The organism is Plantactinospora endophytica, from assembly GCF_016862915.1.
Classification (GTDB): Bacteria; Actinomycetota; Actinomycetes; order Mycobacteriales; family Micromonosporaceae; genus Plantactinospora; species Plantactinospora endophytica.
On record NZ_BONW01000001.1, the window covers coordinates 446,431 to 458,040 of the forward strand.

The window sequence follows — 11,610 nt, forward strand, 5'->3', positions numbered from 1 at the left end:
GACTACTCCCGGCAGATCCACCGGACGGGGCGGGCACCGCCGCCACCACCAATTCGGGTACCGCTGTCGTCCAGCGCCCGCGCGCCGTAGCGCCAGCCTTCCTCGCCGGGCAGTTTCCGCAGGGTACCGTCCGGATCGCGGAGCAGGACGCCGTCGTCGTCGCGCGGTTGCAGCACCAGTTGCCCCCGGGCGTTACCGGCACCAGGCATCGACATCGCGTCGCCCACGATGGTGGCGGTGCCCTTCTCCAGGTCCCACAACACCGGCATCGGCGGCCCGCTGCCCAACGCGGGTACGCCGTTGCTCTTGGCCGCCGTGCCGTACGCCCAGTTGCCCCGTACACCGCGCACCGAGCCGAGGTCCACGCCGTCCGGCAGCGGCAGCGGGGCGCCCCGCCCGTCGGCGTCCCACCGGTAGGGCAGGTTACGGTCGGACAGGCCGCCGACCACCACCCCCGAGTCGGAGATGCCGTCGGCGTGGGTGCGGTCCTTCGATGCCGACAGCAGGTCCGCCCGTGGCGACGTGGTGATGTCGCGCCAGACGACGGCTCGATCCGGATCGCCGCCCAGGGTGCCGACGACATCACCCCGGGCGTTGACCGCGTTGACCGAGCCATCGGTGAAGCCGGGCGGGATCGGCAGCCAGATCAGCTTGCCGTCCAGGTACGCCCACGGGGCGCTCTTCCCGTCCGGGCCGCTGCCGTCGCCGACCACCATGCCGCTGTCGTTGACGTCCCTGGCGATGGCGTCGGCCTCGACCGGGATCTCCTGGAGCCGCCCGTCCACCCACCAGGCGGGCAGGTTCGCGGCCTCGGGTGGGTTGTAGCTGCCGACCAGGTGACGCCCGTTCGGTGAGCCGGCCAGCACCGAACCTGTCTTCGCACCGGACGGCATCGGCAGCCGTTCGAGGGTGCAGTCGGCGGTGACCGGAGCCGACGTGGGCGTTGCCGGGGACGGGGTGGCGGGAGAGGCGGTGGACGTTCCGGCCGGGCCGGGACCGGCGTTGCCGTCCCAGGGCAGGAACCCGCCGGTGACCAGCACGATCGCGGCGACCGGCAGCAGCGCCCCGGCGGTGGTCGCCGCCGTACGCCGCCGTCGACCGGTACGCCGGCCGAGCGCGAGCAGCCCGTCCGCGCTGAGCCGCCCCGCCGGTACGGCGACCGCGCCCAGCCGGGCTCGGAGGTACCGGGCGTCTTCGTCGTCCAACTCGGTCACTGTCGTCCCGCTTCCTCTAACTCGCTCGGGGTGTCTGCGACCCGGGACGCGATCGCCGAGCCCGTCGACGTCGGCCACTGGTCGCGCAGCAGGGCCCGCATCGCGGTGAGCCCCTTGGCGGTCTGGCTCTTGACGGTGCCGGCCGAGCAGTTCAGCACCGCCGCCGTCTCCGCCACCGACATGTCGCAGATGAACCGCAGCACGAGCACACTGCGCTGGCTGCGGGTCAGCGTGCCGAGCGCGGCGCGTACGGCGTCGGCGTCCTCGCTGCTGGCCGGAGGCTTCGCCGCCAGCTCCGGCAGCCGCCAGGCGAGCAGCACCCGGGCCCAGGACCGGCGGCTCTCGTCGACGTAGCGGCGTACCAGGATGCGGTGCACGTAGCCGTCGAGGTTGTCGACGGTGCGGATCCTCGACCAGCGCAGGTAGACCGAGACCAGTGTGGACTGGACGATGTCGTCGGCCCGGCTGGCGTCCCCGCAGAGCAGATATGCGGCCCGTCGTAATCGTTCCAGCGACGCCGAGACGTACTCGGCGTAGTCCTCGTCCTCTTCCGCCGTCATCGGCGCTCCTCTCCACGGCGTCCACTTCGGTATCGGAGTGGACGGGTGGATCGGTTGCCGGTACCCGGAAAATTCTTCCGGGTACCGGCCGACGACCCTTCCGGACGGACGGCTAGCTTTCGGGACGGACGGCTAGCTCGGGCAGGTCCAGCGGATTGGCCAGTGCTCCCGGCTCCGGCCGCCGATCCGGGTACCGTCCTCGCTCAGCGTCGCGGCGGACGCGCTCGGGTTGATGCCGGTGGAGAGCTGTCGCAACCTGCCGTCCGGGGCGCGCAGCACCACCTCGCCACCGTTGCGCCGGTTCAGCACCACGTACCCCCGGCTGTTGGCCGCGCCGACCCTGCCCCTGCCGACCACGGTCACCGCGCCGGTACCCAGGTCCCACAGCACTCCGACATCGGACTCGGGGTGGTCGGGCAGCCGGCTCGGCGAGGGTGGCGGACTCGTCGCCTCGGTCGAGTGCGCCAGGCCGTACGCCAACTCGCCCCGCACGCCCTGCACGATCGCCCGGCCCAGCCCGTCCGGGCGAGCCAGCGCGCCACCGCGACCGGAACGGTCCCAGCGGTAGGCGTCGTCCGCCGGGCCGACGAGCCCGGCCACGGCGCCCGACTCGGAGATGCCGAGCGCCCACGCCTTGTCGACCGTCGGCGTCGGCAGCACGTCCACCCGGGCGTCGGCGCTGGTGCCGCGCCAGACCGCCGGGATGCTCTTCGTGCCGCGGTCCAGGACCCCGGCGACCTCGCCCCGAGCGTTGACTCCCAACGCGGCGGCGCCGCTGTAGCCGGCCGGCACCGGCAGCTCGACCACCTTGCCGTCGACGTACGCCCAGGCGATCTGCCGCTTGCCGACGGTGGTCGAGCCGACCACGACACCACGGTCGTTGACGCCCTCGGCCGAGGCCCAACCGTCGACCGGGATCCGCTCGACCCGGTCACCGTCCCAGCGGACCGCGACCACCGGCCGCTCCGCCGTGCTGTAGCTGCCGGCCAGGTAGCGACCGTCCGGCGAGCCGGCGCGTACCTCGCCCCGGATCGCCCCGGACGGCAGCGACAGGCGCTGCCCCGCGCACAGCGCCGAGGCCGCCGCCTCGCTCTGGGGCACCGGCACCCGCGCCGTGGCGGTACCGGCGGCGGGGTCGGGGCCCGACTGCCGGTCGGGGCCGGGCAGCGAAAGTACGACACCGGCCAGCACCGCCAGGGTCGAGGCGCCGGCCCCGACTGACAGGTACCGGCGGCGGCGCCGGACCCGCCGGCCCTCGGTGACCAGGCCGGTCGCGCTGATCTGACTCGGCGGCAGCGTCTCGGCGCCGATCCGGTCCCGCAGGTGTACGCCGAAGTCGTTCCGGTCCATCCCGCTCATCCTTCCCCCACCTCCGCAAACTGTGCCCCCTCGTCCACCGACCACTGCTCGCGCAGCAGCCTGCGCATGGTGGCGAGGCCCCGGGCGGTCTGACTCTTGACGTTGCCGGTCGAGCAGTGGAGTACGGCGGCCGTCTCGGCCACCGACATGTCGCAGAAGAACCGCAGCACCAGTACGGCCCGCTGGCCGCGACCAAGGGTGGCGAGCGCGTCCCGGATCGCCTGGGCGTCCTCGGTGCTGGCGGCCGGCTTCGCCACCTGTTCCGGTACCGGCCGGGCGAGCAGTATCCGGGACCACCACCTGCGGCTCTCGTCGACGTACCGGCGCACCAGGATGCGGTGCACGTAGCCGTCGAGGTTCTCCACGGTGCGGATCCGCGACCAGTGCAGATAGACCGAGAGCAGGGTGGACGCGACGATGTCGTCGGCCCGGCTCAGATCGTTCGTCAACAGGTACGCGGTGCGCCGTAATCGTTCGATCGACGTCGAGACGTACTCGACGTAGTCCTGTTCCTCCGCCGTCGACACCCGGTCTCCCCTCTGCACGGTGTACACCCGCTATCGGCGCGGGACCGGAGATGGGTTGCACGCCCCTGGGGAGATTTTCGGGGCGGGCCGACCGCCCGGACACCGACACGGGCTGCTCCGGTGGATGATATAAGTGTTATTGGAGGAGAGCTAACAATGCTTATATCGCCCCGACCGTGGCAGGCCCTGGTCGACGCCGGTGTTGTTGTCGTGCCGCTCGATGCCGAACGCGTCGAGCTACGTCTTGCCGCCCGCCGTTCCTCGACCAGAGTCCTCGCCCGGACGAGGCCACTGCACCCCTTCGACTTCGCCCATCTCCTCGCCCGGCAGACAGAGCCGGGGTTGCTGATCGTGCCGGCGGCGTCCTCTGCGGTGCGAGCGATGCTGGATGCCGCTGGTTGGTCCTGGCTGGTCGATGACGGTCGGCGGGTCACAGGCGTGCTGCGAATTGCGGGGCATCGGCTGGACATCGGGGTCTCCGGCAACGACGTCCAGCGGCGCTTTCCGGATCGACGCCGACGCGGACCGGTGCCCTGGGGGACGTTCACCCTGGCCCGCCGACTCCTGCAACAGCCGTACGCGACCCAGCAGCAGTTGGCGAACCTGACGGGAATTTCGCAGCCCCGGGCATCGCAGGCGCTTCGGGGGTTTGTCGAGCAGGGGCTGGCCGAGCACACCGGAGCCGGTTGGCGGATACGGGACCTGGACCGCCTGCTGGGCTGGTGGCTGGCGGAGTATCCCGGCCCTGGCGGGCTGAGCACGTACTGGTACAGCCTCGACCCCGCTCTCGTCCAGGCGCGCGCGATGCTTGAGCAAGTCGATACGGTCACTCGGATGACCGATGCGCTCGACCAGCCCACGGCCGTACTGTCCGGTGACGTCGCCGCCGACTTCATCGCGCCGTGGCGCGCTCCGAATCGCGCGGTCGTCTACGCCCGCATCGGCGTCGACCCTGCCGAGGCCGGATTCGTACCGGCGTCAGAGGAAGACGCGACACTGGAGTTCGTCGTGCCCCGCGATCCGGGTGTGTGGCCACTGGGCGTCCCGGTCACGTCGCAGCGGGACGCGCCGTTGCCGCTGGCGGATCCGTTGCAGATCGTCTGGGACGTCCACCGGGCACCCGGCGCAGACGCCGAAGAGGCGGCGGTGCGGCTGTGGCGAGAACTGCGCAACCGCAGCCGGCGCGGGTACGGAGGGGGCGTGGCATGACGGGTCAGTCGTCAGCCGGATCCGAGGCGCCATCACCATCACTCCCGGTCTCGGTCGTCTCCACCAGTCGGGCGGCGGACGCGGGCTACCTGACTCTTGCGGATCTCTCGGCGATCGCGGCCACGCTGGCTGTCGACTACCGGATCGTCGGCGGCCACATGGTGACGCTGCTCGTCGCCGTGCCGCTTCTTCGCGACACCGAGCGCCGCCGGCCTGAAGCAGGTGTCCACCTCGTCCGCTGACCGCACCCGGATGCGCGCACTCGTCCGTCAACTCGTGCCAGAGATCGAATCCCCGTAACCACCGCTGCGGCTCACCTGAGGATCTTGGGCGGGATCGAGACCAGTTCGACGCCCGGCATCCGGCACAGCTCGACGTCGAGTTCGGTGTCGTTGGCCCGGGCCACCGCCGTCTCGTCGGCCAGCCGCAGCAGCAGCGAGTCGCCGAGCAACTCGGGCCTGCCCAGTCCGGCCGTCTCGGGTACGTCCGCGAACAGTTCGCGGAACCGTGCGGCGGCCTGCTCGGCGGTTTCCAGCCGTACGCCGGTCGCGCCCGGTACGGCACGCAGTCTCGCCTCCACGGCCCGCCGGTCGGCCTCGCTGATCCGGTCGTCCAGCATCACCCGGACGTCGAGGGGAACGGACGTCGACATTCCCGGTACGGCGGGTAGGGCCGGGAAGTCGTGCACACACCGGCTCACCGACTCCTGCTCCTGCTTCGGCCCGCCGGGGTAGACCACGTCGTCGACGCTGGCGAGCTCGCGCAGCTCCGCCGGCAGCGGACCGGCGACGGTCCGGTCGAAGGCGGCCCGGTCGCGCAGGGTGAACCGGAAGGACTCCGGCAGATCTTCCGGCTGGACCTGCTCGACCATCGCGGGCTCGTCCTCGAAGAGTTCCGCGAAGCGCGCGTATGCCTGCTCCCGGCTTTCGAACACCAACTCGGACAGGTCCGGTACGGCCCGCAGCCGCGCCTCCACCGCCCGCTTCTGCGGCTCGGTGACGTCGTCGGCCAGGAAGACGGAGATGGGCGGACTCACCCGGGCGTCGGCCGGGGGCGGCGTCGAGCCGGCCAGGCCGACGACCAGCAGTACTCCCAGCACCACGAGCGAGATCGATTTCCACACGAGCGGGCAGCCTAGTGTGTGTCCGCAACCTCGTCGTACCGCTTTCCGTCGGAGCGGGATGTCGGGGCGGGTCCATACCATCGGCGGATGGTCACCGTAGCCGACGTACGGGCGCTGGCCCGGACACTGCCGCGCAGCAGCGAGCACCTGATCCGCGACCGGGTGAAGTTCCGGGTGGGCGCGATCGTCTACGTCGCGTTCTCCCGGGACGAGACGACGATGGGTTTCGGCTATCCGAAGGAGGAGCGGGACGCCCTGGTCGCCAGCGATCCGGAGCTGTTCTTCCTGCCCGACGCGGCCAATCTGCGCTTCCACTGGGTCTGCTGCCATTTGGACCGGCTCGACCACGAGCAGATGGCCGAGTTGGTCACCGAGGCGTGGCGGATGGTGGTGCCGAAGTTCCTGGCCCGGCAACGACTCGGTAACTGACCGGCATTTCGGCGGCGACACGATATACGGGTAATTGCTGGAGAACACTGGAACTTGTACGCTCCGGCTCGTGGCCGAGTCCATGGAAGCGCTCGAACGCAGGATCGACGCCCTCCGGGCCGAGATCCGGCGCTCGGTGGTGGCCCGGGACACGGCCCGCACCAGGGGGCTCCGCGCCGAACTGCGCACCGCCGAGCAGGAGTGGGAAGAGGCCATCACCGACCTGGCGGAGGAGGCCGGCGACGCCCCGTCGGCCGGTGCCGCGCCGCCGGCCACCGCCGGCCGATCGTCCGCCGGCTCGCTTCTTCCGGTACGCGAGCAGGTGCACCACGCCCTCACCCTGCTCTCGGTGCCGGCGGCGCCGAAGCTGGTCGCCGAGGTGCACGCCGCGTTCTTCGGTGCGGCGGCGGCCGGGGCGCTCGCCGCCGGCAAGCTCACCCACCTGCGCCGGGACGAGAAGCGCTCGTTCTCCACAGCGCCGTACGCCCGGCCGTACTATCTCTGCGCGGCGCTGACCGCCGAGCACCTGGCCCCGGCGCGCGGCCTGGTCGCGGTCTCCACCTGGCCGCTGGAGCGGCGGGTCGTCGGCCCGCTCAGCCCCCGGGTCGACTTCCTCACCGCGGCCGTCCGGGTCGCCGAACGCGCCAATACGGTGCCGGCCGGCAACCCCATGCTGGCCCGGCTGGTGTGGCGGTTCGCCAGCAACATCCCCGGTGCGCTTGACATCGCCGGCCGACCAGACACAGTGGACCCGGTGACGGTGATCAGGGCGGCCGAGGCGGAACGGGTGGTGCACGCCGACGCCGACCGGGCGCACCGGACGGCGGCGGCCGAGCGGGCCCGCCGACAGCTCGACCAGGTCGACCAGCTCTTCGGTAACACGCTGCGGACGCTGGCCGGGAACGTGGGAAACGTGTCCCGGCGGGGCGGAGCAGTACTGCGGGGCAACCCGACGGCCCAGGAGAAGACGGCATGACGAGCATCAGCATGGGTACCAGCAGGAACACCGCCGAGCGGCTGGCCACGATCCGGGGCGGGGCGAAGCCGAAGCGGCACAACGCGCGTACGATCGCGGCGCTGACCCGTAACCCCGGCTGTGCCCGGCGGGCCGTACTCGACACGGCCGGGGTGGACAAGCAGCGGCTGGCGGCTTATATCGACTTTCCGGCCCGGTTCGGGCAGTCCGGGTTCGCCATCGCCCGGGGCAACGCGTTCGAGTCCCAGGTGAAGGCGAGCGGCGCCGCCGAGCTGGTGAAACTGCTCCGGGAACGGCTCGGGTTGCCGATCCCCGAGGTGGCGTACGACGACCTGGAGACGGTGACCGGGCGGGAGAAGGAGACCCCCGAGGTCCGGTACGCCCGCTCCCGCGCCCTGCTGCTCCGGGCCGCCGCCGGAGAGGACGGCGCCGGTACGCTCTTCGACCACCCGCTGCTCGGGCTGGACGTGGCAGGTCAGCGGGTCTACCTCGAACCGGACCTGATCGCCTTCCAGCACGAGGGGCGCTTCCACGTCGTCGAGATCAAGTCTTTCGCGGTGGTGGACGGGCAGGCCGACCCGGGCAAGGTGTCGGCGGCGGCGATTCAGTCCGCCGTCTACGTGCTGGCGATGCGGCAGATGCTGGCCGAGGCCGGGTACGACCCGGAGATCGTGGCGCACGACGTGGTGCTGATCTGCCCGCGCGACTTCTCCAACTCGCCGACGGCGGTGCTGGTCGACGTACGCAAGCAGTTGGCCGTGTTGCGGCGGCAGCTCGGCCGGATGACGAAGGTCGACACGATGCTGGCCGCCCTGCCGCCGAACCTCACCTTCGACCTGGCGCCGGACGCCGACGGGGTGCCGACCCGGGCCCCGGAGGCGCTGGTCGACGCGTTGCAGACGGTCGACGCCCGATACGCCCCGGACTGCCTGTCGGTCTGCGAGCTGGCCTACTTCTGCCGGGCCGAGGCACGCGGCTGCACCGCCGCGCTCGGCACCTCGGCCCGGGAGGAACTGGGCGGGATCGAGCAGGTCGAGACCGCGCTGGCGCTGGCGAAGGGCGAACTGTCCCCGGCCGAGGAGCAGACGGAGGCGGCGGCACTGCTCCGGAACGCCGCCCGGCTCCGCGCCGAGCTGCTGGCACCGGCCGGCGTGACGCTGCCGCCGACGCTGGCGCCGGCCGGGACGAGTGTGGCCGGGGCGGCGGGATGATCCTTTCCGCGCGAGCCGGGTCGCACCACCTCGGGCGGAGACTGTCGAGCTGGGTGCACAGACGGGGCGGCCGGGCGGGGACGGTTGCCGGGGCGGTGGCGTGAGCACGCTGACCGCGCTGGCCCGGGCCGAGGCGGTGGCGGCCGGGCACGCCCAGCGGATCACGACCGTACGCCACCTGCACGTGTCGGACCGGCCGCTGGTGTTCCTGCCGCTGAGCATGGCCGGCGAGGCGAACGCACCGCTGGGGGCGCTGGTCGGCACCGACCCGGTCGAGCCGAAACTGCTGGTGGTGCCGCAGCCGCGTAACCGGGACCAGCGGTTCGGCTTCGCCGCCGAGCTGGCCGAGGTGCTGCTGCCCTATCTGGACAGCTTCCGGGGTGTCACGGAGGCGGTCGCCGCCAACCGGGGCCGGGAGGTCCGCTACCGGTACGTCGACGCGCCGCAGGTACTGGTGCCCAACTCGGCGGGGATCGGGTTCGTCCGGCTGTTCGGGCGGTCGACCCGGTTCCGGCGTACCGACGGGGACTATCCGGTGCATCCGTCGGTGCCGCTGCTCGGGCAGTGGTTGACGTTCCTGGCGGACCGGGCCGAACATCCGGGCTCGGGGATGCTGCTGGCGATGACGGAGGCACTCGGGCTGCACTGGGCGACCGGGCAGTCCGCGCTGGAAGACGCGCACCTGGCGGCGCTGCTCGCCTGGATCGACCCGGGCGACGGGCTGACCGGGGCGGATGCGGCGGTGGTGGCCGAGGACCCGTTGCGCTGGCCGCCGGCCGGGCCGGCCACGGATCCGACCTTCGACAACGAGATTCTGGCGCCGGCCATGACGGCGTACGAGGAGGCGGCGGCGAGTGGCGAGGAGGTACGGCGGTCGCGGGCTCGGGGCGTACTCGAAGAAGCCGTGCGGTCGCAGCTCACGCCGACCTGGGAGCTGATGTGGCGGGGCGTGTCGCTGCTCCGGAGACTGCCGGCCGGGGCGCGGGTGGACGGGCGCTGGGCCGAGGACCGGGACGTGTTCAGCAATTTCACGCTGTATGTCGACGGGGGTGGCTATCCGCAGCCGCGCCGGGACGGGGCGGTCAACGCGGCGCAACGCCTGCACCGACTCGAACGCGCCCTCCAGTCGTACGCCGTCCAGCGCGCCTACGACGACCCGCTGGTGATGGCCGATCATCGGCTGACCGGGGAGGCATTTGTCGGTGAGGTGACGTTGGCGGACCCGCACCGGATCGACGACAGCGGGAAGCGGCGGGTGCTGCGGCCTCGGATCCAGGTAACGACCGGGGATGTGGTGCTGGTGACGGTGGGGGCGGTGCTGCACTCGCCGAGCCGGCCGGGGCAGAAGGCGCGAGTGGTTTTTGTGACGCCGGACTTGTCGACTGGGCAGACCGATGTGGTGCTGGAGTTGTCGGGTGGGCTGGGGCGGTCGCTGAGCCCGGCGCCGGGGAGCGTGCCGGAGGTGGGCGACCGGCTCTGCTACACGACGCTGTCGGACTCGTTCATGCCGCCGGGAGAATTCCCGAGCCGGGAGGAGACGCCGTGGACGCACGGCGGGCCGCCGCAGGCGTACGAGGAGCCGGTCGCGCCGAGTGTCGAGGATGCTCGGGAGGAGTGGGCGTGAGTTCTTCTGGGCTGCTGGTGCCCCGTGGTGGCGGGTCGGGGCGGTTGGTGTTGCCGCCGGGTGAGGCGGCGCGGCAGGTGATCGGAGAGGTGTTGGCCGACCTGCACAGCGGTCAGCATCGTGGGGTGGTGGTGGACTCGCCGCCGGGGGCGGGGAAGTCGACGCTTGTGGTGCGGGCGGCGGGTGAGCTGGCCGAGGCGGGTGAGCCGCTGATCGTTATCGCGCAGACGAACGAGCAGGTCGACGACCTGATCGACCGGTTGGCGCAGGCGAAGCCGGAGCTGCCGATCGGGCGGCTCTCGGCGAACGACTACACAGCGACGGACCGGATCAAGAACTATTCGACGGTCCGGGTCGCGGCGAAGGTCGCGGACCTCGGCGGGTCGTCCGTCATCATCGGTACGGCCGCCAAGTGGGCACTGGTGCCGGAGGGGCGCTGGCCCTGGGCGATCGTGGACGAGGCGTACCAGATGCGGTCGGATGCGCTGCTGCGGGTGGCGGGGCGGTTCGACCGGGCGCTGTTCGTCGGTGATCCGGGGCAGTTGGATCCGTTCTCGACGGTGGAAACTGAGCGCTGGACCGGGCTGACCTGGGATCCGATGCAGTCGGCGGTGGCGGCGCTGCTGCGGCACAACCCGGAGCTGCCGGTACACCGGTTGCCGGTGTCGTGGCGGCTGCCGGCGTCGGCGGCCCCGGTGGTGGCGGAGGCGTTCTATCCCTTTACCGGGTTCTCGGCGGGGACTACTGCTGGGCAGCGGTCCTTGTCTTTTGCTGCGGCGGGGTTCGGGGGTGGGGCGGTGGACGAGGCGTTGGAGATGGCTGCCACTACCGGATGGGCGTTGTACGAGCTGCCGGCGCGGCACACCTTGCGGACTGATTCTGAGGCTGCGGCGGCCTGTGCGCGGTTGGCGTTGCGGGTGTTGGAGCGGGGTGCGGTGGCGGTGTCGGAGCGTTCTCCTGGGGGTGCTCCCGTTACCGCTGACCGGATCGCGGTCGGGGCGGCGCACCGCGACCAGGTGGCGGCGATCCGGGCGCAGCTCGGGGCGGCCGGGGCGGGGATCACGGTCGACACGGCGAACCGGTTGCAGGGGCGCGAGTACGACGTGGTGATCGTGCTGCATCCGTTGTCGGGGCGGCGGGACGCGACCTCCTTCCATCTGGAGGCGGGGCGGTTGTGTGTGCTGGTGTCGCGGCACCGGCACGCGTGTGTGGTGGTGGCTCGGGCGGGGATCAGCGAGCTGCTGGACGCCCATCCGTCGACCGAGGCGGTGCACCTGAACGTACCGGTCAAGTTCCCGGACGGCTGGGAAGCCAACCAATCCCTCCTAGGACATATCGCAGCCCACCGAGGCATGACTTCACCACACCTGACTTAAGC

At 71.8% G+C, this 11,610-nt stretch carries 12 protein-coding genes; 7 read left to right on the forward strand and 5 right to left on the reverse strand.

What is annotated here, in order from left to right:
- Positions 1 to 2: 2 nt before the first annotated feature.
- The 4 genes from Pen02_RS01975 to Pen02_RS01990 form a co-directional block, all read right to left on the reverse strand.
- Entirely contained in the window at positions 3 to 1,214 is a 1,212-nt protein-coding gene (locus Pen02_RS01975) for a hypothetical protein (RefSeq protein ID WP_203864123.1), read from the reverse strand.
- Positions 1,211 to 1,774, reverse strand: coding sequence for a SigE family RNA polymerase sigma factor (locus Pen02_RS01980; protein WP_203864124.1), 564 nt, complete (start codon positions 1,772 to 1,774; stop codon positions 1,211 to 1,213). Before Pen02_RS01980 ends, Pen02_RS01975 begins: the two co-directional genes overlap by 4 nt.
- A gap of 132 nt (positions 1,775 to 1,906) precedes the next feature.
- Positions 1,907 to 3,124 (reverse strand): hypothetical protein, encoded by a 1,218-nt coding sequence (locus Pen02_RS01985; protein WP_203864125.1) that lies wholly within the window; start codon positions 3,122 to 3,124, stop codon positions 1,907 to 1,909.
- Between the two features lie 5 nt (positions 3,125 to 3,129).
- Complete coding sequence (locus Pen02_RS01990; protein ID WP_203864126.1) at positions 3,130 to 3,660, reverse strand: SigE family RNA polymerase sigma factor; 531 nt, start codon at positions 3,658 to 3,660, stop codon at positions 3,130 to 3,132.
- Between the two features lie 210 nt (positions 3,661 to 3,870).
- Between Pen02_RS01990 and Pen02_RS01995 the strand changes: the two genes are divergently transcribed.
- Together Pen02_RS01995 and Pen02_RS02000 are read left to right on the forward strand one after the other, a co-directional pair.
- Positions 3,871 to 4,869 (forward strand): helix-turn-helix domain-containing protein, encoded by a 999-nt coding sequence (locus Pen02_RS01995; protein ID WP_203864127.1) that lies wholly within the window; start codon positions 3,871 to 3,873, stop codon positions 4,867 to 4,869.
- Positions 4,866 to 5,111, forward strand: a complete 246-nt coding sequence (locus Pen02_RS02000; RefSeq protein WP_203864128.1) for a hypothetical protein — start codon at positions 4,866 to 4,868, stop codon at positions 5,109 to 5,111. The genes Pen02_RS01995 and Pen02_RS02000 overlap by 4 nt, the downstream gene beginning before the upstream one ends.
- A 71-nt stretch (positions 5,112 to 5,182) precedes the next feature.
- Here the strand turns inward: Pen02_RS02000 and Pen02_RS02005 are convergent, their stop codons facing one another.
- Positions 5,183 to 5,992, reverse strand: coding sequence for a permease-like cell division protein FtsX (locus Pen02_RS02005; protein ID WP_203864129.1), 810 nt, complete (start codon positions 5,990 to 5,992; stop codon positions 5,183 to 5,185).
- An 87-nt stretch (positions 5,993 to 6,079) separates the two neighbouring features.
- Here Pen02_RS02005 and Pen02_RS02010 point away from each other — a divergent pair, with 87 nt between their 5' ends.
- From Pen02_RS02010 to Pen02_RS02030, 5 genes are all read left to right on the forward strand, one after another.
- Positions 6,080 to 6,421, forward strand: coding sequence for an MmcQ/YjbR family DNA-binding protein (locus Pen02_RS02010; protein WP_203864130.1), 342 nt, complete (start codon positions 6,080 to 6,082; stop codon positions 6,419 to 6,421).
- Between the two features lie 70 nt (positions 6,422 to 6,491).
- Positions 6,492 to 7,397: a hypothetical protein gene (locus Pen02_RS02015; RefSeq protein ID WP_203864131.1), complete on the forward strand. Its 906-nt coding sequence runs from the start codon at positions 6,492 to 6,494 to the stop codon at positions 7,395 to 7,397.
- The gene (locus Pen02_RS02020; protein WP_239139889.1) at positions 7,394 to 8,608 is read left to right on the forward strand and encodes a hypothetical protein; all 1,215 of its coding nucleotides are present in this window, start codon (positions 7,394 to 7,396) and stop codon (positions 8,606 to 8,608) included. Before Pen02_RS02015 ends, Pen02_RS02020 begins: the two co-directional genes overlap by 4 nt.
- Positions 8,609 to 8,708: 100 nt before the next feature.
- Positions 8,709 to 10,232 (forward strand): hypothetical protein, encoded by a 1,524-nt coding sequence (locus Pen02_RS02025; RefSeq protein ID WP_203864132.1) that lies wholly within the window; start codon positions 8,709 to 8,711, stop codon positions 10,230 to 10,232.
- Between the two features lie 50 nt (positions 10,233 to 10,282).
- Positions 10,283 to 11,608 (forward strand): AAA domain-containing protein, encoded by a 1,326-nt coding sequence (locus tag Pen02_RS02030; RefSeq protein ID WP_239139949.1) that lies wholly within the window; start codon positions 10,283 to 10,285, stop codon positions 11,606 to 11,608.
- Positions 11,609 to 11,610 lie beyond the last annotated feature (2 nt).

Bases quoted from the DNA above. Each gene is read 5' to 3' on its own strand.
- Pen02_RS02000 (WP_203864128.1), top strand. From the start codon at position 4,866: ATGACGGGTCAGTCGTCAGCCGGATCCGAGGCGCCATCACCATCACTC.
- Pen02_RS02020 (WP_239139889.1), top strand. From the start codon at position 7,394: ATGACGAGCATCAGCATGGGTACCAGCAGGAACACCGCCGAGCGGCTG.
- Pen02_RS02010 (WP_203864130.1), top strand. From the start codon at position 6,080: ATGGTCACCGTAGCCGACGTACGGGCGCTGGCCCGGACACTGCCGCGC.
- Pen02_RS01985 (WP_203864125.1), bottom strand. From the start codon at position 3,124: ATGGACCGGAACGACTTCGGCGTACACCTGCGGGACCGGATCGGCGCC.
- Pen02_RS01980 (WP_203864124.1), bottom strand. From the start codon at position 1,774: ATGACGGCGGAAGAGGACGAGGACTACGCCGAGTACGTCTCGGCGTCG.